18 protein-coding genes and 1 pseudogene are annotated in these 20593 nt (G+C 53.3%); 10 read left to right on the top strand and 9 right to left on the bottom strand.

Going from position 1 to position 20593, the window contains the following annotated elements; genetic code table 11:
* Positions 1-109 precede the first annotated feature (109 nt).
* Both KW808_RS00440 and KW808_RS00435 read left to right on the top strand, forming a co-directional pair.
* Positions 110-559 (top strand): tautomerase family protein, encoded by a 450-nt coding sequence (locus KW808_RS00440; protein ID WP_003861127.1) that lies wholly within the window; start codon positions 110-112, stop codon positions 557-559.
* A gap of 82 nt (positions 560-641) precedes the next feature.
* Entirely contained in the window at positions 642-1763 is a 1122-nt protein-coding gene (locus KW808_RS00435) for a magnesium and cobalt transport protein CorA (RefSeq protein ID WP_003861125.1), read from the top strand.
* Between the two features lie 62 nt (positions 1764-1825).
* On the opposite strand, the gene KW808_RS00430 is transcribed toward KW808_RS00435, so the two are convergent.
* From KW808_RS00430 to KW808_RS00410, 5 genes are all read right to left on the bottom strand, one after another.
* Positions 1826-3457 carry a CotH kinase family protein gene (locus KW808_RS00430; protein WP_003861123.1) on the bottom strand — a complete coding sequence of 544 codons (1632 nt, stop codon included), beginning with the start codon at positions 3455-3457 and terminating at the stop codon, positions 1826-1828.
* Between the two features lie 33 nt (positions 3458-3490).
* Positions 3491-4204, bottom strand: coding sequence for a DUF4956 domain-containing protein (locus tag KW808_RS00425; protein WP_003855408.1), 714 nt, complete (start codon positions 4202-4204; stop codon positions 3491-3493).
* Between the two features lie 18 nt (positions 4205-4222).
* Positions 4223-5065, bottom strand: a complete 843-nt coding sequence (locus KW808_RS00420; RefSeq protein ID WP_003861120.1) for a polyphosphate polymerase domain-containing protein — start codon at positions 5063-5065, stop codon at positions 4223-4225.
* Positions 5066-5211: 146 nt separating this feature from the next.
* Positions 5212-6069, bottom strand: a complete 858-nt coding sequence (locus tag KW808_RS00415) for a hypothetical protein (RefSeq protein ID WP_003861118.1) — start codon at positions 6067-6069, stop codon at positions 5212-5214.
* 431 nt (positions 6070-6500) lie between these two features.
* Entirely contained in the window at positions 6501-6758 is a 258-nt protein-coding gene (locus KW808_RS00410; protein ID WP_003861117.1) for a metal-sensitive transcriptional regulator, read from the bottom strand.
* Between the two features lie 126 nt (positions 6759-6884).
* On the opposite strand from KW808_RS00410, the gene KW808_RS00405 reads away from it, so the two are divergent.
* From KW808_RS00405 to KW808_RS00395, 3 genes are read left to right on the top strand one after another with little or no spacing between them, the layout of a single operon-like run.
* Complete coding sequence (locus tag KW808_RS00405; protein WP_499652394.1) at positions 6885-7478, top strand: rhodanese-like domain-containing protein; 594 nt, start codon at positions 6885-6887, stop codon at positions 7476-7478.
* Complete coding sequence (locus KW808_RS00400; protein WP_003861114.1) at positions 7479-7772, top strand: rhodanese-like domain-containing protein; 294 nt, start codon at positions 7479-7481, stop codon at positions 7770-7772.
* Between the two features lie 9 nt (positions 7773-7781).
* A complete protein-coding gene (locus tag KW808_RS00395) occupies positions 7782-8528 on the top strand; it encodes a sulfite exporter TauE/SafE family protein (RefSeq protein WP_003861112.1) in 747 nt (248 codons plus the stop codon).
* 74 nt (positions 8529-8602) lie between these two features.
* On the opposite strand, the gene KW808_RS00390 is transcribed toward KW808_RS00395, so the two are convergent.
* Together KW808_RS00390 and KW808_RS00385 are read right to left on the bottom strand one after the other, a co-directional pair.
* Entirely contained in the window at positions 8603-9973 is a 1371-nt protein-coding gene (locus tag KW808_RS00390; RefSeq protein ID WP_003861110.1) for an MBL fold metallo-hydrolase, read from the bottom strand.
* A gap of 169 nt (positions 9974-10142) precedes the next feature.
* Positions 10143-10717, bottom strand: a pseudogene (locus tag KW808_RS00385) (hypothetical protein).
* A gap of 312 nt (positions 10718-11029) precedes the next feature.
* Between KW808_RS00385 and KW808_RS00380 the strand changes: the two are divergent.
* Positions 11030-12502: an NAD-dependent succinate-semialdehyde dehydrogenase gene (locus KW808_RS00380; protein ID WP_003861106.1), complete on the top strand. Its 1473-nt coding sequence runs from the start codon at positions 11030-11032 to the stop codon at positions 12500-12502.
* 771 nt (positions 12503-13273) lie between these two features.
* On the opposite strand, the gene KW808_RS00375 is transcribed toward KW808_RS00380, so the two are convergent.
* Positions 13274-15421: an FAD/NAD(P)-binding protein gene (locus tag KW808_RS00375; protein ID WP_003861104.1), complete on the bottom strand. Its 2148-nt coding sequence runs from the start codon at positions 15419-15421 to the stop codon at positions 13274-13276.
* Between the two features lie 42 nt (positions 15422-15463).
* Between KW808_RS00375 and KW808_RS00370 the strand changes: the two genes are divergently transcribed.
* Positions 15464-16267, top strand: coding sequence for an IclR family transcriptional regulator (locus KW808_RS00370; RefSeq protein WP_003861102.1), 804 nt, complete (start codon positions 15464-15466; stop codon positions 16265-16267).
* Positions 16268-16271: 4 nt separating this feature from the next.
* Here KW808_RS00370 and chcB1 read toward each other — a convergent pair whose 3' ends face one another.
* Entirely contained in the window at positions 16272-17048 is a 777-nt protein-coding gene (gene chcB1, locus KW808_RS00365; RefSeq protein WP_003861101.1) for a trans-4-hydroxycyclohexanecarboxylate dehydrogenase, read from the bottom strand.
* A 149-nt stretch (positions 17049-17197) separates the two neighbouring features.
* Between chcB1 and chcC1 the strand changes: the two genes are divergently transcribed.
* The 3 genes from chcC1 (at position 17198) to KW808_RS00350 (ending at position 20569) form a co-directional block, all read left to right on the top strand.
* The gene (gene chcC1 / locus KW808_RS00360) at positions 17198-18847 is read left to right on the top strand and encodes a 4-oxocyclohexanecarboxylate 2-dehydrogenase (protein ID WP_003861100.1); all 1650 of its coding nucleotides are present in this window, start codon (positions 17198-17200) and stop codon (positions 18845-18847) included.
* Complete coding sequence (locus KW808_RS00355; protein WP_003861098.1) at positions 18844-19137, top strand: Dabb family protein; 294 nt, start codon at positions 18844-18846, stop codon at positions 19135-19137. The genes chcC1 and KW808_RS00355 overlap by 4 nt, the downstream gene beginning before the upstream one ends.
* A 91-nt stretch (positions 19138-19228) precedes the next feature.
* The gene (locus tag KW808_RS00350; protein ID WP_003861095.1) at positions 19229-20569 is read left to right on the top strand and encodes an MFS transporter; all 1341 of its coding nucleotides are present in this window, start codon (positions 19229-19231) and stop codon (positions 20567-20569) included.
* The last annotated feature ends 24 nt before the right edge of the window (positions 20570-20593 follow it).

The raw sequence follows: 20593 nt of genomic DNA, 5'->3' as shown, positions 1-20593 counted from the left end.
CGCTGTATCAGAGGTGTTTAAATTCCCGTCTCTGCCCCAGATTTAAAACTATGATGAGGGATAGCTTCTCAATTTTCCAGGTTTTCCAAAATGAAAGAGGTTCACGCACATGCCTACTTATACTTGTTGGTCGCAAAGAATTCGCATTTCTAGGGAAGCTAAGCAACGCATCGCTGAGGCAATCACCGATGCCCACCATGAATTAGCGCATGCTCCCAAGTATTTGGTGCAGGTGCTTTTCAATGAGGTGGAGCCTGATTCTTATTTCATTGCGGCGCAGTCGGCGTCGGAAAACCACATTTGGGTCCAAGCAACGATTCGTTCGGGGCGTACAGAGAAGCAAAAAGAGGAACTTCTGCTTCGGCTGACACAAGAGATCGCGCTGATTCTTGGGATCCCCAATGAAGAAGTATGGGTATATATAACGGAGATTCCTGGTTCCAATATGACGGAATATGGCCGTCTCCTCATGGAACCTGGCGAAGAGGAGAAGTGGTTTAATTCGCTTCCCGAAGGCCTGCGGGAAAGGTTGACCGAGCTAGAAGGATCGTCAGAATAGCTCTCGAATAGGCCATTTCTTACTTCATCGACAATACTGGCTTAGTAGAAAATGCTGTCCAGAACTGTTGAAGGAGTTGAAAATGCCAAAGAATTACGACATCAACGGGGCGATCCGCAGACGGGATATGCTCAGACGTCGGTACCTTCCTGATTCGGCAAATTCAACTCCTGTACCTGAAGAGGTTTCTCCGCTGACCCGCTATGTCACCGACGGCATCCCGAAGCGCCCACCGCTGGGTGCCACTGTTGCTGACGGTTTAAAATTCGCCGAAGGCGCCTCCAACCGCATGGTCATGTCGCTGTACCCTGCGCCATCCAAGCCCGCAATCGAGGAATTGGCAGAGGCCTGGGACCTCCACCCCACCATCGTAGAAGACTTGCTCCTTGGTCAGCAGCGCCCAAAACTAGACCGCTACGAAGACATCATTTTTATCGCGATCCGCTCCGCGCGCTACATCGACTCCCGCGAAGAGGTGGACTTCTCCGAATTCCACATCCTCATGAAGCCTCAGGCCATAGCCATTTTGTGCCAGGATAACCAATGGATTGACGGCACCAGCGCCGCCAGCTTCAGCAACCCCGAGGAGATCGATAAGCGCATAAAAACATTGCTTGCCGACGCCGAGTTACTCTCGTCCGGCCCCCGCGCCGTGGCCTATAGGCTTCTCGACGCCATCGTCGACGGCTTCTCCCCCGTTCTTAGAGGCATCGCCATCGACCAGGAACAGATTGAGCGCCAGGTGTTCTCCGGCGACGCCGCCGTCGCCGAACGTATTTACAACCTGTCCCAAGAAATCATCGACATGCAGCACACCACCAGCTCAGTTACCGAAGTGGTGCAACGCCTCAACAAAGACTTCATCCGAAGTGGCATGTCCGAAGAACTCCGCGCCTACCTCGACGACGTCGCCGACCACCTCACCCGTGACAACACCCGCGTCTCCGAATACCGCGAATCCCTATCCCAAATTTTGAACGTCAACGCCACCCTTGTAGCCCAACGCCAAAACGAAGACATGAAGAAAATCTCCGGATGGGCCGCCATCATCTTCGCCCCAACCCTCGTGTCCTCCATCTACGGCATGAACTTCGACATCATGCCAGAACTTCACTGGGCGTTTGGCTACCCGTTGGCTCTCTTAGCGATGCTCGGATTCACCCTCCTTTTGTACTGGATCTTCAAACGCAGTAAGTGGATGTGAGACAAAAACCGAAAAACCAACAGGCCTCGGAAATTCCAGGGCTTGTTGGTTTTCTAGTTTGATCACTCTTGCAAAGCGGCCAACGCTTCTGTGCGGGCAGTGATCCATTCCCGCATTGACGCCACTTCCGTAGCGATCTCATCTGCAGTCACCGCATCAGTTTCTGGAATTGACGCTGCAATCTCATCCAACAACTCGATGGCAGTTCCGGAACCATACATTTCTTCATACAGCTCCCAGTACACCTGCTCATAGATTTCCGTGAATGCATCGGAAGCGAGGAAACGTTCCTTGAGCTGGTTTCCTCCCATCGATCCGCCGCCTTCCCGGTCAGCCATATCAGGCATCTCACCCATGTCTGGCATGTTTTCCATGTCTGGCATTTCGCCCATCGCAGGCATATCCTCGGTCGCAGTACCCTCGGTCGCAGTACCTTCAGTTTCAGTGTCGGTCGTTCCACCAGGACGCATTCCGCCACCGCCACCTCCGCCCATGGAGATTTCATCATCTGGGCCAGCATCAGTTGAGCCGGACATTGCGAGGTTCAAATCCCAAGAGATCACGCTGATCAGGCCGGTGTCGTAGTCGTACCACAGGTAGTAATTACTACCGGGACCAGCCATGTCGTCGGAATTTACCAACAGGTTTTGAGTGGCAACGTAGCGAGCAAAGCTTTCCACATCGACGTAGTCAGAGAGGTGTTCAGCAAACTCTTCATCGCTTGCGGTGTCGAGCCATTTCAGCAGGTTGATGATCGGTTGGATGTCTCCGTTGCCGTCACCGTTGATCTGCTTGAACTGTCCGTCGTATTCAGTTTGGTCTTCGCCTTGGTAGGTGAAGGAACTGTTGGAATCTGCTTTGAAGAGGACTCCGTTGCCGAGCGCGTCGGCATAATTTTCATCGGGGTGCTCCAAAAGGAGTCGAGTGGTGGAGGGCTCGTCGTTAAGCGAAAACGTTGTGAAGCTGGATTGCTGCGAGACCTGGCCGGTTTCTGCGGTCAGGGCCAACGCCATTGCTTCGTTGACCACGGTGGTGCCGGGGCGTAGTGCCAGTTGGGTCATGCCTTGGTAAACGCGGCCGTCTTCGTATTTGTCGAAGCTGATCAGAAGTGGCCAGGTGCTGACATCGTCGGCATCGACCGAAGTCATGCCACCCATGCCGCCACCACCCATGCCACCGCCGGGGCCGCGAGTCTCTTCAGTTTCCGCAGTTTCACCGGTCTCTGAAGCGTCAGTAGTCTCTTGCTGCGCCGCGAGCTGTTCCTCAAACTGGGCGATTTCCTCTTCGCTGAGATCTGTAAACTCTTCGACGCCTTCTGGTGCCTGAGGTCCGCCTTCTTCAGATGTTCGACCCAACCCGGACAGCGTGGAGTTGCCCTTGAGGCGGATGCCGACGTTTTCAATGGTCACGCCATCAATCGTGATGGTTGCCTTCACCCAGGTTTTGGAACCGTCTTCTTGATAGTCCGCGAGCATCTCATCGAGGCTTTCCTGCGAAACCTGCAGGCTGATTTCATGGGAAACGGAGGTATCAAAAATATCGACATTGCCTGCACCGACATCGATCGTGGCAGTCGATGATGCTGACGTTTGGATTTCACCAGAGGAAATATAAGGTACAACCTGCACTCCACCCAGCACGCCACCGACAGCGATGATAGCTGCGGAAGTTCCTAGGAAGAGGCGTCTGTTCATCCTCCATCGAGCAGATTTAAAGCTAGGCATTTTCTATACATCCGTTTGATCGTGACCGGTCAGGACAGTCGCTTTTTGGCCGTAGTTCACATCGCGCATCTTGGCGACCAGCTCATGTGGCTTCACGTTCTTGCGCATTTGAGCGGTGTAGGAGAACTCGGTCAGGGCTCCGCCGCGGACAGATTCAGCGGACATCATCTCAAAGGAAGTGCAGTACTGTGCGAGGATCAGTTCAACTTCTTCTGCGTAGGACCTGCCGGAATCAGCTTGTCCATCGGCTGGGACCTGCACCTTGATGACCTGGCGCTGGATATCAGCCTTGAACCAGTCGAAGCGGTACATGATGAACAGAACGCCACAGACAACGATGGTTGCAGCGATCGCCAGAACGTAGAAGCGGGTACCACAGGTCATGCCGATGGCCATCGCGAGGAAGAGGAATCCGACGTCACGGGTTTCTTTCACTGCATTACGGAATCGGATCACCGAAAGCGCGCCAACCAGGGCGAATGCGCGGGCAATGTTAGAGCCAACAACCAGCATGATGATCGCGATGACCATGCCAACCAGCACCAGCGTCTGCACAAATGACTGACTGTAGGAGATATGGCGGTGGGTCTTTTGGTACACCACACCCACGATGGAGGTCAGGACGAAGGACAAGACCAAAGTGATGAGAACGTCGACGACAGAGAAGGTGCCGGAGAGGTCTTGGAAGTCAAAAATGGAGCTCAGATCGCTCAACATTGGAGGGGCCTTTCTTGTTTAGAAGATGGGGTCGACAGCGCCGAAAGCTGATGCCGGACGGTTGTGAAACGCTTCGATGGTTTCGCAGTATTTGGACATCCGAATCACGGACATTTCCAGTTGAGCAGTCATATCAGTGAGCCAAAACGGCACGCGTTCATCGCATTTGATTTCCACGACTGCCAATCCTTGCGCCACCGTTGGGCGGTCTTCAAGGTCTTGGCCAAGCAGAAAATCACGATCACGGCCTGAAACACCGTGGTCAATGGTGACTCGCGAACTTGCCTCCGCATCAGCGCCGACGAATGCCTCGCGGTGATACTTCGTGGTGGCGATGGGTCGCAGCCGATAATTTTTAGCAAACGACGCCATTTCGTGAATCAAAGCGTGCTGGTTTTCCGGAGAGATTTCAAGAAGCTTCTCGACGTCCACCTGCTCGCCTACCGCGGCGCCCGTGCTATCGCCCAGGGCGAGCGCATATATAAAGGGCAAATCCAGTCGACGCTTTTGAGTTACTTTGTTAACCCGCTGCTTGATCTCTACCGACACGGTGGATTCTGGAGTGAGCACTCCATCACCGTAGGTACGGATCCGTAGTTTCCTTCGGAATTTCAGACCCTCGATCTTTTCGGTGTAGCACCGCAAATCGGCTGAATCGAAGTAAAGGGATTCCACTCGGTAGCCTCCGGGTGGGGAAAGCGGATCCGTGCTCATCCGCGTAGCCAGCTGCTCGCGAAGTGCAGGTACATCTTGCTCTGGAATCAAGTATTTGATTTCAAAACGATTGAACCTGTGCGGGGAAACTTTCACCCCTGACGACACTGCTTGATTGACTGTTTGATTGCTCATGCCAATCATCATGAATCATTGTTTTGAAAGAATCCCGAGCGTTCCCTGTGAGAATTTGGGAGTATTTCCGCTAACTATCAACCACTTTCGTTGCATTGATTTAAGAGCTCGTTCATCTGCCGTTCACCTTTCCAGAAAAACGGCAGGCCTACGACCAGCTAAAACTCAGGAATAAGGATTTCTTCCCGCAATAAGCGCTCAAAATCGTCGAAAGGCTCAGGTGTCTCTGAAGAATCTCCCTGCCAAAGATCTGCCACCGGCCGTGGTTCATAGTCCATGGCTATTTCTATCTTTGGAATGATGTTTTCTTTCCAGTGCGCAAAAGGCCTCGCCAATTCAGCCAAGTTGCCCGCCGATGTAATCGAATCACCGGCCAGCGAGTAATCACTAAAGCCAGACATCACAATTTTCGAGTTACTGAGCATCCGAACATAAAACGGAGTGATCTCAGAGTTTGCCTGATTAATCAGTTCAGCTGCGTCAGCAAAGAACGCCGTGCATAGTTGAGCATCTTCGATCTGGATCTTGCACTCGCCTTGAACAATGTTGATTGTCCAATCATCGCCAAGCAGTTCACCCAACTTGTCACCAGCAGAAATCACCCCGGACAATTCTCCGCTGACATTAATATCGAGCTTCCTTGAGCCATGAACCCCAACCCACTCCACATCAGGACTAATCAACAGCTCAACCGCATCTAGCCAAGCGACCGGAGCACCGCCATAAACCTCCACGATGGTGGAGCCCACCTGCGCAAGAATGAAACCAGGATTAAAGGACGCACCCGCACGCTCCGCCTGATCACTCAGCAGTTTAATCGCACGACGAATATCCTCCACCGAAGTTGTTTCAGTCTGGAACTTTGTCTGCGCAATGTGTTTGATGTTCTCGGGAATGACATCTGCAGGAAACTCCAGCACGCCAAATTCTCCACGCGATGGACCCCACTTGATTGGAAGCCCCTCTCCCCTAGCTTCCTTGTGGAAATCCTGCACCAATTGAAAAACAGTTCTCATTAGTGCAAAGGTATCAGTGCACCTAGTGGGGGTTAGAGCGGGGGCTCCCGGTTTTGAGAGGTTTTGAAAAGGTTCAGCTCCCGCCGGTTACCTAAAGTTCGATTTCTCAACAGCGATTTCGCATTTACAGTTCCGCATCCTCAATTTCTTACCTTCGAGACCACTAGGAAAAACGCCAAAAACCGACCGAAATCGCTCTTAAGAAATTGAGCGCAAGGTATCGAACTTGCGAAATCGGTACCGTGAAATCGAACTAAAGGTCTCGAACTTAAACACCTAATCAAAAGGACGACTTCACGTCGCCGACTTCGTTAGGTAAACCCGGGCTTTCCCAGCGAAGTCGAGGATAAGAAGTTGAGCATGAGAAGTCAGCACACGTGAAGTCGCCCCTTGACGCCCGAAACACCCAAACGCCCTGAACTAGGCCATAGTTAAGCCAGCGACAGGAACAGTTTTTCTAGTTCCTTTTTGTCCATGTCGCCATCAGGGTTGGTGAGGCACTGTTCCAAACCTGTGGCAATGATGGCAAAACCTGCCCTGTCCAGTGCTTTTGTGACTGCGGAAAGTTGGGTGACTACGGCTTTACAGTCTTCGCCCTCGTCAAGCATTCGGATTACTCCGGCGAGTTGACCTTGGGCGCGCTTGAGCCGGTTGAGTACTGGGGTGATCTCATCAGGATTGAGTTGCATTTTTTCTCCTTTTGTTGCCCTGGAACGTTGATCCCACAGTATACCCCCACCCCTATCTTGAATACCCCCCAGGGTATATGGCACACTTGGAATCACCCATCACTTTGAGATTGAAAAGGACAAGGTATGACTTCCGCTCAACCGATTACTTCCGTAGATGCACAGACTCTAAAATCGTGGATCGATAAGCATGAAGGACTCACCGTCATTGACGTCCGCACTGCACATGAGTTTTCAAATTTGCACATTAAAGGCTCTTACAACGTGCCTCTGACTACACTTGCTGAGCATTCCGAAGAGATTGCCTCTCGTGTTGGAGAACATGTTGTTTTGGTGTGTCAATCCGGCATTCGTGCAGGTCAGGCACAACAAAAGCTGGCACTTTTGGGAATTTCCACCGTGGCTATTTTGGAGGGCGGCATCAATAGTTTTGCTAAGGCTGACGGTGATGTGGTCCGCGGAACCCAGGTGTGGGATATCGAACGTCAGGTGCGTTTTGCCGCTGGATCTTTGGTACTTGCGGGACTTGTGGGAGGTAAATTCCTTTCACCAAAAGTTCGCACCCTGTCGGGAATTATTGGTGCGGGTCTGACATTTTCTGGCGTTTCCAACACCTGTGCCATGGGCAAAGCTCTGTCTGCCTTGCCGTGGAATAAAACTAAGCCAGTTCCTACCAAAACCGAGACATTGAGCAAGCTTCCAAACCCTAAGGAGAACTAAATGTTTATCACCATTACTGAAACTAACGAGCGCCGAAATTTGGATCAGATCCTGGATGTGCGCGAAAATTTTGAAATCACCGAAGGTATGATCCCCGAAGCGATACATATTCCCATGGGGGACCTCAACTTTCGCTTCAAAGAGCTAGATCAGAACCGGCCTGTGATTGTGGTGTGCCGCAGCGGTAACCGCAGTACACAGGTGGCAAATGCACTTAAACAGGCGGGATATACCGCGTACTCTATGACTGGCGGAATGAGTGCGTGGTACCAAAACAATCTGCCGATTAAGTAGGAAGTCCCCATGACCGCCACTTTGATAATCACGTTGTTTCTGTCACTTTTTATCGGCATTTCGCTAGGACTGTTGGGCGGTGGTGGTTCGATCCTCACTGTTCCGATTCTGACGTATGTGGCGGGTTTGGAGCCTCGTGAAGCTATTGCCGCCTCGCTGTTTGTTGTGGGCACAACGTCGCTGGTCAGTGCCATTAGTCACGCAAGAAATGGGCGGGTTCGGTGGAAAACTGGACTGCTGTTTGGCGCTGCGGGCATGGTTGGCGCGTTTGGCGGTGGCCTTCTCGGTGGCTACATTCCTGGCACAATTTTGATGATCGCGTTTGCACTCATGATGATCGCTACGTCGACTGCGATGTTGCGGGGGCGTAAGGAGAAGAGGGGGGCGTCGAAAAGCTCTCTTTGGCGCGTCCTTGTTGATGGCCTGGTGGTCGGCGCGGTGACCGGGCTTGTTGGTGCGGGCGGCGGCTTTTTGGTGGTGCCGGCGCTGGCGCTGCTCGGCGGGCTGTCGATGCCGGTGGCTGTGGGCACGTCGTTGGTGGTGATCACGATGAAGTCGTTTGCAGGGCTTGCCGGATATCTGACCAGCGTGCAGCTGGATTGGGGGCTGGTGCTGATGGTAACTGCGGCCGCCATCGTCGGTTCGCTTGTCGGTTCGCGCCTTGCGGGGCGCATGCCTGAGACTTTGCTCCGCAAAGGGTTCGGCGTGTTCGTACTGGTCATGGGCGTTTTCGTGCTCAGCTTAGAGCTTTTATAAGCTTTTCGACGTCTCCCTCCGGCGAAACCAAAAAAGGAACCCTCACAGTTCGTGAGGGTTCCTTTGTCTATTAATTATTGTGCGTTGTGCCGGACCCAATTGTCATAGGATCCTTCAAGTTCCACCACATCAAAACCAGCGTTGCGCAGGGTGCTTGCAGCGATTGAGCTGCGTGTTCCACTCTTGCAGTAGCTCACGATCTTTCCGTCACGTGGCAGTTTCTCCAGATTCCACAGCACGGATGCACCATTAATATGGAGTGCTCCCGGGATGTAGCCTTCTTCGACTTCACTGCGGTTGCGGACATCAAGAAGCAGATCATATTCAAATTTATCCAACTCATCTGGGGACACGGTTTGCGGTGCAACCAGATCCACGCCATCAAAGTTGGTGACAAATCCTGCAACATTATCGATTCCCACCCGAACTAAATGATCCCACATCTCCATGGCACCAATTTGGCTTGCCGCGAGAAGAACCAAAGCTCGGGAATCCTTCTCGGGATCAACGGTCCACGAGCCAAATTTCGCCATCGAATTGCCCGCAGGAATATTCACTGCACCAGCTACAGTGCCCTGGTGAACTTCATCGGCTGAGCGGGTATCAACAACAATGACGTCGTGCAGATCAGAAGCTTCCAGCTGTGGCAATGGCTCGCGAGCGCCCATAATTGCGGGCCCTTGCCTATTTTGCCTCTTCATCCTGCCAAAGTATGCAGGTGCATCAGGTTGGCCTTCCAGAAGCTCATCGATGAATCCTTGTTCATCATCTGCCTCCAGATACTTTCCCCACCACGCAAATTGACGTTCATATCCAAGTGTTGTTGAAGGAACCGAACCCAAGGCTTTGCCACACGCAGAACCGGAACCATGACCTGGGAAGATCTGGATGTGATCCGGCAATGTCAGGAATTTTTCCTTCAAGCTCTTGAACATTTGGCGAGCACCCTCAAAACGAGTGTCCACTCCCCCAGCTGCTTCATCCAATAAATCTGGTCGGCCAAGATCACCCGCGAAAACGAAATCGCCAGTGAGCATGAATCCTGGCTCGTCCGCGAACGCACCATCCTTCAGCAGGAACGACAAATGTTCCGGAGTGTGGCCTGGGGTGTGAACTGCTGTGAGCACCAGGTTTCCAAGGCGAATCTCACCGCCGTCATAAAGTCGCTCGGCGTCAAATTCATACTGCCAATCGGCGCCACCCTCCCCTGAAACGTACATAGTGGCATTAGTTGCTGCTGCTAACTCGCGTGTTCCTGACAAATAGTCCGCATGGATATGGGTTTCGGTAACTCCAACAATCTCCATTCCGTTTTTCTTGGCCATGTCCAGATAGACGGCAATATCGCGACGCGGATCAACCACAACCGCAGTGTTGTGGGCTTGGCAACCAATGAAATAGCTGGCCTGCGCAAGGTCTTCGTCGTAGATGCGTTCAATAAGCACTGAGCTCTCCTTCTCAACGTAAAAACTGGATACCCCTCAGGGTATTGAGAATCCACAGTAATACCCCAGGGGGTATAGTTCAAGCGCAGGTTCACTCATTCTGTCGAAAAAAGCACAAACCCCCCGAAACCACTCAAGGTTCCGGGGAATCGTTCCTAGGATTTAGGGTTTATGGCTCAAGCAGTTTGCCGTTGAAGAACTCAGTCAGTGCTGCGGTGTCTTCGAGTGAGAGGACTGCTGCGACGTACTGGTCTGGGCGAACGACAACAATTGCGCCATCGCGACTGATGCCACGGGACTCAAAGATGTCTTGGGAATCCAGTGCGGTCCAAACGTTTTCGAGGTTTTGCAGCTTGTATGGTCCAACTCGTGGGAAGAAGACCTCTGGCGCATCGAACAGGTCGAAGGAGTGGTAATGCTGCTGGTAGATGGCCTTGATATCGGAGATTGCGTTGCGGTCGCCGTCTTCTGGAGTGAAGCGGTTGAGTGGTGAGTCTTCGCTTTCTTCCATCGACCATCGGAGGAGTGTTCGTGGCCGATGTGGGTGGTCACCGCATCGCAGCGTCGTAAAGCAATATCGGACTTGAAGCGACGCCCCACCGGGAAGCCGCTCGCGAGCGCCTGGTGCTCCGTGCCCGCAGTGATCAGATTGTCCTTGTATTCGGTGAGGAATCCAGCGGTGAATTCCTCCGCAGCAACGTAGTACCTCTCCACCGCCTCTGGATCTTCCAGCTGAGGGGCCATGAGGGTAGACCATCCCTTATCGAAAGCAATGAGGTTTGCCGCAGCTGGGTAGTGCTCGTCGTGGTAGGTGCGCAGCAGAGATTCAGGCGCACGACCAGAAAGCACGTGGCTGAGCTTCCAGCCGGACGTTGTGGCCGGAGTAAAAATCCATCCAAACTTTCCGCGATGCTGGTAAACCTGTGGATGTCAATGCCTTTGATTTGAACTAAGCACAGGACTACCTCGACGCCGGCGCCAACTTTGTCCGAGTCGGTGCCGATGTCCAGCAACTCAACGCTGCTGGATACGAAAAGTGAAGGAAAATAACGCACCATGCCTATTAATGTCTCCGAACTACTTGCCAAAGTCCCCACGGGTTTACTGATTGGTGATTCCTGGGTGGAAGCATCCGACGGCGGTACTTTCGATGTGGAAAACCCAGCGACGGGTGAAACAATCGCAACGCTCGCGTCTGCTACTTCCGAGGATGCACTGGCTGCTCTTGATGCTGCATGCGCTGTTCAGGCCGAGTGGGCTAGGACGCCAGCGCGCGAGCGTTCTAATATTTTACGACGCGGTTTCGAGCTCGTCGCGGAACGTGCAGAAGAGTTCGCCACCCTCATGACCTTGGAAATGGGCAAGCCTTTGGCTGAAGCTCGCGGCGAAGTCACCTACGGCAACGAATTCCTGCGCTGGTTCTCTGAGGAAGCAGTCCGCCTCTACGGCCGCTACGGTGCCACCCCAGAAGGCAACCTGCGCATGATGACCACCCGCAAACCAGTTGGCCCCTGCCTGTTGATCACCCCATGGAACTTCCCACTAGCAATGGCCACCCGTAAGGTTGCACCCGCCATCGCTGCAGGTTGTGTCATGGTGCTCAAGCCAGCTCGCCTGACCCCGCTGACCTCCCAGTATTTTGCCCAGACCATGCTTGATGCCGGTCTTCCAGCAGGTGTCCTCAATGTGGTCTCCGGTGCTTCCGCCTCTGCGATTTCCAACCCGATTATGGAAGACGATCGCCTTCGTAAAGTCTCATTCACCGGCTCCACCCCAGTTGGCCAGCAGCTACTCAAAAAGGCTGCCGATAAAGTTCTGCGCACCTCCATGGAACTCGGCGGCAACGCACCTTTCATTGTCTTCGAGGACGCCGACCTAGATCTCGCGATCGAAGGTGCCATGGGCGCAAAAATGCGCAACATCGGCGAAGCTTGCACCGCAGCCAACCGTTTCTTAGTCCACGAATCCGTCGCCGATGAATTCGGCCGTCGCTTCGCTGCCCGCCTTGAAGAGCAAGTCCTAGGCAACGGCCTCGACGAAGGCGTCACCGTGGGCCCCCTGGTTGAGGAAAAAGCACGGGATAGCGTTGCATCGCTTGTCGACGGCGCCGTCGCCGAAGGTGCCACCGTCCTCACCGGCGGCAAGGCCGGCACAGGTGCAGGCTACTTCTACGAACCAACGGTGCTCACGGGAGTTTCAACAGATGCAGCCATCCTGAACGAAGAGATCTTCGGTCCCGTCGCACCGATCGTCACCTTCTCTGATGAAGCTGAAGCTCTGCGCCTAGCCAATTCCACCGAATACGGCCTGGCCTCCTACGTGTTCACCCAAGACACCTCACGCATCTTCCGCGTCTCCGACGGCCTCGAGTTCGGCCTAGTGGGCGTCAACTCCGGTGTCATCTCTAACGCCGCTGCACCTTTTGGTGGCGTAAAACAATCCGGAATGGGCCGCGAAGGTGGTCTCGAAGGAATTGAAGAGTACACCTCCGTGCAGTACATCGGCATCCGGGATCCTTACGCCGGCTAGCATCCAGGAGAAAATCCACCGCAAACACTGGGATGTTTGTGGTGGATTTTTGTGTTTTGGGAGCTGCAGTTGTTGAGTAGGTCTGCATTACGTTCGACTTCTTAACACCGACTTCGCGTACTCAACTTTTCGTGCGCTGACTTCAGTCAGGATTACAGGCATTTCCTAGTGAAGTCGTGTGATGAGAAGTTGAACATGAGAAGTCAGCACATGTGAAGCTGAACTGTAGTGCTTGTGCATTCACTCTTGGGTGGAGATCATCGCTCCCAAGAAGGGATCTCACTCAGCATCGTTTTAAGGCCTCGGGTTTTTGGGATGAACTTCTAGTATGGATCCGTCTCCTAAAGGCCCTTAGAAGCGATTCTGGAGGCTCACTATTCCTGAGGCCCGGGTGCTGGATTTTAGCCAACCCAGTGGAAACCAGACAGGCGTGACAAAATCTCCTGAAAAAGCGAATCTTCGTCACGTGTGTCCGGTTATCAACACTCTAAACCGGACTGTAAACCGGACAGGCGTGACAGGATCAAGCAAAAATCCAGACTATTGTCACGCCTATCTGGTTCTCCACTTATGAGTGCCCCGAGCTACTCCAAACGACAACCGATAGACCAAACAAGAGTGCCCATGAACTCCGAAATCGCGATCCGTGGGCATGTGTGACCGGTGTCGAGGTCGATAAACCAAACCAGGCTGCCCACGAAACTCATTTCTGGGTTTCGTGGGCAGTGTGGTTTGGTGCTCATCCATAAAGCGTCGATCTAAGCCCCATTTTTAGTCGTGATGCCTGCTCGCAGTCGCTAATTGGATGTCGGTGTCGAGTTCTTCGTCGAGGTCGAGAAGTTTTCGGGCGACGCGGTCGGCGCGTTGGAATCCCCGGGCGTTAGTTCCTGGCCTAGAGAAGGGTGCTTCGCTTCCCCCACCAGAGACAAGTGGGCCCAGAAGGAAACGGGAGGGGTGGGTGGTACCGTCGTGGCGGATGGGGCGTCCGATGCCGTCGACTAGGAATTTTCCCCAGATGGAACCATCGATTGATTCTACGGTTACTTCGCCTGCTTGGAGGAGGTTTTGGAGGAGGGTGTCGTCTACGGCGGAGGCGGAATCGGAGGCGAGGTAGGCGTCGATAAGCGCTGTTGCTTTTATTTCTCCTTGTGTGGCGGTGGAGCTGGCGGTGAAGTGGGTGTCGTCGATGCCGATGCGGATGTCTGGTCCGAGAAAGTGGACAAGGCCCGCGCGGTTGAGGGCTAGGAGTTGTTCAAGTCGGATGGGTGGTGGGCCGCTGGCGATGTAGGAGAAGAGGTTGTGGAGGGAGCGGTCGATGTTTTCGCGGAGATCGTTCAGGGTGAAGCGGCCGGTTTCGGCTAGTTCGTGGACGCGGAAGTAGATTTTGAGCAGGGTGAAAAATACTGCTTGGTCCATGGAGTATCGGGGGTCGCTGGCACGCTTGATGCGGTCGGAGATGTAGTTTGCGATGTGGTCAGAAAGCTCCTCTTGTGTAGTAAAGTGCAGCTCAGTTAGGGGTTTGTCTAGTTTAAGGAAGTCGAAGCGGTCGGCGGGATCGGGAATTGCTGATTCAAGGAACGCGGAAATATCGTGGTCAGAACCACCCAGTTCTGGTGGCAAAGTGCGATGTAGTGCCGCAGATAATTCCCCCCAAGGCACGGTGGCGCGCGATGGATCGGTGGCAAGCAGCTGGCCATAGTGGGCGTACTGCAAATTCCAGGTCAGCAGGGGAAAAATGTGTTCGCAGTAGTCAAGCACAAATCCGAATGCGGATAGGGAGTCATCGTCGAAATATAGTGGCGCCTCGGTGTGGAGAGGCACCGAGTATCCGATTTTCGGCAGGTAGGGCACGCCCCGGCGCGAGCCGACCCACAGTTCGGGTTCCGCGCCGCTGGCAATGTATTCGAGTTGGTCGTCAACGGTGACAAATGTGCCGCCGCGGCCTTCCATGAGGAGCACCATGGCGTCGATAAATGCCAGGCCAAAGCCACGAACCAGCACCGGCTTACCGGAGGGAAGGACAGATAAATCCTGGTCAGCGGTGAATCCGGGCGGTACGTACGCTAGTCCTTCGGTGGCAGCTATGGAGGCCAGCGCTGCCGATTCTGGGGATTTCACCATATCTAAATGCCCTTGGGTGAGCACTACGGTGTCGGCATGAATTTTTAAGCCATTGTCTAAATGGACCGTTTGGGAATCATCAAGGCCAAGGGCCAGCGCTTCATGCACGGTGACCTTTCCTAATCTGGCCACAGCTTCCTGAAATGCCCAATCTAAATACAGCGATTGAAGCCGCCTGGACGCAAACGAACGGCCACTAAAATGTTCCAATTCTTCGCCCAAGCCCGCGGCTTTTACCTGTTCGCGGCCTATGCCCAGCACCCATTCGGCAAGACTTGGCCCAGGGATAACAGGGCCAGCCATCTCTACGGAATCGTCGGCAAAAATGGTCACGTCCTGCGCCATCGAGTTCATCCACAGCAGGCCGGATTGTTTGGTGCGCCAGATCCGTCCGCTGCCCGCCGGGTATGGATCAACCACGTGGATGTCGGTGATCGGTGCGCCTTCAGCGGGGATGTTTGCAGCTAGGCGCAGTAATATTCCGGTGGTGCGAGGTCCGCCGCCGACGAAAACGAGTATGAATCCATCGGCGGCGCGTTGCTGGATGAACTCGTTGATTTGTTCAGCAACAGATTTATAGGTGCTAACGAAACTGGTGCGCGCAGCGGCCTCAATAACGAGCTCACGGATGGACAGGTTGTCTTTTTCTGCGCGGGCACGCCATGCTGCAGCAACAGCCAACGGATCCTTGGCATGGCGGACGCGGCCACGGGTGATCGAAATGTTGTCTACATCTGGCTCGGCCGTCAGAAAAATTGCAAGAGTGGAACCAGGGTTAAGGTCCTGCGGTAGCTCCACGAAAAACCAAATACCTCAATCCAGTCCAATATGATGGTCGATATGGCCAATTCCCCATCTGGCGAATCCATGATTGCTCGAGTCGTGCGCCTTTTATCTGTGTTCCCCAAGTACAACCGCCCATTGAGCGTCCGGGAAATTGCAGAGTATGCCTCGCTCCCAGTAACTACTACTCACCGGTTGCTCAAGGAGTTGGAGGCAGAAGATTTAGTAACCCGCATGACCGATGGCGGATGGCAACACGGCACTAGGTTGTGGGAAATTGCCTCCCGAAACTCTCCGGTTCAATCGCTGAGGGATGCTGCGCTTCCTCCGATGGAGGATCTGGTTGCAGGACTTCGAGTCCATGTTTCTTTGGCTATTTTGGACCGCCATGAAGTGCTTTATTTGGAGAGAATTACTCCGGATGATTACACGGTCAACATCACGTCGGTAGCGGGCAGGTTGCCTGCACATGCTACTTCCGCTGGATTGGTGCTTCACGCCTTTGGTTCTCAAGAAGGTCAACGGTTGTTCTTAAGCCGTGGTCATGCGCGTTTTACAGAAACCACTCCCACGGAGATTGAGCAGTTGAAAGAAAAACTCAATCGTGCGCGTCTTGATGGGTTTGTAGCTTCACTGGGAACGATCATCCCGGAATCTACCGGCATTTCAGTGCCTATTTTCGGGCCCAAGAAGCTGGCGATTGCAGCACTCACGGTCATTGTTCCGGTTGGAGATGAAGATCTGGATCTCATTGTCCCGCAAATGAAAATCACCGCCAGAGCGATCCAGCGGCGTACAGGAGTTGTCCCAGAAATGAATTCGAGAGTCTCGCGGCAGACTCGACCATCACCCCTGGGATGAGTACTTATTGATCATCTCGCAGGTTGTTACCTGCGGTTTCTCCACCATCGATAACAAAGCTACTGCCTGTCACAAATGAGGACTCATCGGAAGACAAGTACAAAATGAGGTTTGAGATTTCTTCCACTTGAGCAGCCCTACCCAGTGGGATTTGGCCTAACCCGCGCTTGAGGTTGGCGGTGAGTGGGGTTTCTACGCTGCCAGGGTGTACTGAATTTACTCGGATATTGTATTTTCCAAGGTCCATAGCTGAAGTTTTGGTCAGGCCCTGCACGCCCCACTTCGCGGCAGAATATGCTGCTCGATTTTTGAATCCGGTCACGCCTGCAATTGATGAAATATTAATGATCGATGCCGTGGGATTTTCTTTCAAGGCAGGTAGCGCAGCTTTCATGCCGTAAAACGTGCCGTTGAGATCAATGGCAATTGTCTTGTCCCAATCTGCCACTGTCGCATCCTCAACACTTCCCGAAGAGAAAATTCCGGCGTTGTTTATCAGAATATCAATCTTGCCAAAACGTTCCAGAGCCTTTTGAACAGCTACTTCCCATTCTTCAAAGCTTGTGACATTGAGATGAACGTAGTGAGCTTTTTCTTCGCCAATTTCTTTTACTAGCTCCTGACCCAGCTCATCATTCAGGTCAGTAATCACCACTTTCGCCCCATGTGCTGCTAGAACTCGTGCGTGGGATGCACCCATTCCAGAAGCAGCGCCGGTAATAAACGCTACTTTACCTTCAACTCTTTTAGTCGTGTGTGTCATGAGTCGCAGAATACCCATCAATCCATAAGAAAAGCGCCACCCACCGAACAAGAAACCATTCAATGGAACACTCTGTTCTATTGAATGGTTTCTCTCTTTCAATCCAGCTCCACCCCCTGCATGATCTAAATCACATACTTAATCAAGTGCGAACAGGGGCACATTCAATGAAAGTTTTAAACACTGACAATCTGGCCAACCACTACGACCTCATCGTCGTCGGCTCTGGTGCCGGAGGCCTCACCGCGGCTGCTACTGCAGCTCACGCTGGACTCTCCGTCCTCGTATTGGAAAAAGCTGAACTGCTCGGTGGTACTTCGGCAGTCTCCGGTGGAATGCTGTGGGTCGTCGATAACCACTACGCCCGCGAAGCGGGCTTTGCAGATTCCAAGCAAGCAGGCCGCGAGTACGTCGAAGCGGTTGCCAGGGGGCGCGGGCGTGCAGAGCTTCTCGACGCAGCCCTCCTTCACGGCTCTGACATGCTGGAATTCATCGAAGATGAGCTGGATGTAAAGTTCCTCTTCCTAGACAACTTCCCTGACTACCGTCAAGACCTTCCCGGCGCGGTCCACGGTGGCCGAACCATTGAGCCTCAGCTGTTCAACTACCGTGAAGCGCTCGGTAAGTTAGCCGATTACGTGCGTACCGATGGCCGGCATCCGTACACGATGCAGGAATATGAAACTTGGGGTGCATTCACCAAGTTCCCGTGGGACGAACTTAATAAGCGCGTGGAGGATGGTTTCGCAGCCAAAGGCCATGCACTGGTTGCAATGCTGATTGCAGCGTGTATCCGCCTCAATGTCACTTTCGCTGTAGATGCGCGCGTCACTAAGTTGCTCGGCGATGCCCAACAGGTAACAGGTATTGAGCTAGAAGAGGGCCACACCATTTCTGCTGGCTCAGTCATGATCGCATCGGGTGGATTTGAATGGGATCGCCAGCTTGCAGATTCATTATTGGCTACTCGCTTGTACACAATGTGTTCCCCACCAACTAATACCGGTGATGGCCTGAAAATGGCTCAGCGCATTGGTGCTGCCACCCGGGGAACCCGCGAAGCATGGTGGGCACCCATGTCGATTACTGGCGGCATGCGCGATGGAGAGCCCATCGGTTCCTTGCTTCGCTTTGAACGCCAAGGCCCTGGTTCCATCATGGTTAATAGGCATGGTCAGCGTTTTGCCAATGAGGCCCAAAACTACAATGATCTGGCGCGTTGCCTGCAGTCATGGGATTCTCCAAACAATCAAACATTGAACACTCCGGCCCATGTGGTCTTTGATCAGTCATACCTTGACCGCTATGGAATTCTAGATCACCGCTCAGGCCAGCCAACCCCTGATTATCTTATCGAGGCCGCAACTCTTGAAGAGCTTGCAGCAAAACTCAACGTTCCAGCCGGCAACCTAACTGCTACCGTTGAGCGCTTTAATCAAATGGCGCTCAAGGGTGTGGATGAAGATTTTGGTCGTGGCGATTCTGAATACGACCGATACTGGGGCGATGCTGACAGCCCGTGGCCAAACCCTTCATTAGGTCCACTACAACAAGGACCTTTCTACGCAATGGAAGTAGTAAACGGCGCATTCGGTACCTGTGGTGGCATCGCCACTGACGGAAACGCCCAGGTCATCGACGTTGATGGTAACCCCATCCCCGGCCTATTTGCCGCTGGCAATGCCTCAGAATCCCCTTACGCATCCGGATACCCCGGAGCGGGAGCAACTCTAGGACCACTCATGACCATGGCGTATCAAGCTGGTCGCACCATCGCCGCGACTGTCCGAGTTCCTGCAGAATCGCACGCTTCATGATCCGGCACGTTCTTATGATCCGGTGGAAAGATTCCTTCACTGATGACATTCGCAGCAAATGGGTCGAAGGCCTTGAAAAACTCGAAGGCAATATCCCTGGTCTCCTGAAACTCATCCACGGTCACGACATCCTAAAAACCAACAATTCCTGGGATCACGTCATCATCGCTGATTTCACATCTACAGAAGCAATCGCCGTGTACAACACACATCCGTTGCACGAAGCGATCAAACCCTACTCTTTGCCAAACGCTGAAGAAATCGCCTACGTCGATTTCGAACTCCCCTGATTTCCTTCAAGAAAAGGACCACATCATGTCTACACACAGCACAACACTTAGTTCAGATCTGGAAGCTAGACGCAGTCCCAAGAAAGCTGCCATGGCGTCTTTCCTTGGCTCCACACTTGAGTACTACGATTTCTTCATTTACGGCACCGCAGCAGCACTCGTCTTCCCTAAGCTCTTCTTCCCGGATGGAAACCCTGCGATCGCTACTATCGCGGCTTTTGCAACATTCGGTGTTGCTTATATCGCTCGTCCTTTAGGTGGTCTCGTCATGGGACACTTCGGTGACCGCTTGGGCCGAAAGAATGTCCTCCTTGTCACCTTGCTCATCATGGGTATCGCTTCACTATCCATCGGTTTGCTGCCCACATATTCGCAGATCGGTATTTGGGCCACTGCTCTCCTCGTCATCGCCCGTCTAGCTCAAGGTTTCTCAGCAGGTGCCGAAGCAGCCGGCGCATCATCTCTTACCTTGGAACACTCGCCGGAAGGTCGACGTGGTTTCTTCAACTCCTTCGTGATGACCGGTTACGCATCCGGAATGGTGTTGTCGACCTTGGTTTTCATCCCTGTTGCTGCTCTCCCTGAAGCACAAATGATGAGCTGGGGCTGGCGAATCCCCTTCCTGCTTTCAGTCGTAGTCCTCATCATTGCCTTCTGGGTCCGAACGAGGCTTGATGAAACTCCAGTCTTTGAAGATGAAGTTGCTGAAGCAGAGGAAGAGAAGAAACTCCCTGCTGGTCGAGTTTTGAAGTACCAGGGTGGCGATGTTTTGCGAGTGCTACTGATGTCCATCTTCTCAGTCATGCAGACCATCTTCACGGTTTTCGGATTGTCCTACGCAACCAGCCACGGTGGCTTCGAACGTTCCTCCATCCTCGCAGTAAACGCCATCGCCATCGGTCTATCTATGGTGATGATGCCGCTAGCCGGACGACTCTCTGACCGCATCGGCCGCAAGCCACTCATGCTGACTGCCATGATCGGCTGTGGATTCACCATCTTCGTCTACTTCTTGGCTCTTGGTACCGGAAACATCCTGCTCGTCTTCGGCGCAAGCTTCCTGTTCATGACCATCCTTTACTCCGGATTCAATGGCGTCTGGACCAGCTTCTTTGCTGAACTCTTCGCAGCGCCAGTGCGCTACACCGGCATGGCCATGGGCAATCAGCTCGGCCTGGTCGTCGCAGGTTTCGGCCCCATGATCGGCGGCATGTTGCTTAACGACGGCACCTACGGCTGGATTCCAGTCGCCGTATTCGGTGCAGGTTGCTCTTTGCTGGCAATCGGCGCAGTGCTCTCTGCACGTGAAACCGCATTCACCGATATCAAACTGCTCGGTGAGCCTTATTTGAAGGCAACAGGCGCATGGCCAACACAGCAAGCAGATCAGCCTGCAATGTCCCAAACCAAAGAACCTGCTCCCAGCTTGTAAACAGAAACTCACCACAAAGAGAGA

This window comes from [Brevibacterium] flavum (assembly GCF_019317305.1).
Classification (GTDB): Bacteria; Actinomycetota; Actinomycetes; order Mycobacteriales; family Mycobacteriaceae; genus Corynebacterium; species Corynebacterium glutamicum.
Note: the sequence above shows the minus strand (reverse complement) of the source record. Positions and strands in the feature narration are given on the sequence as shown.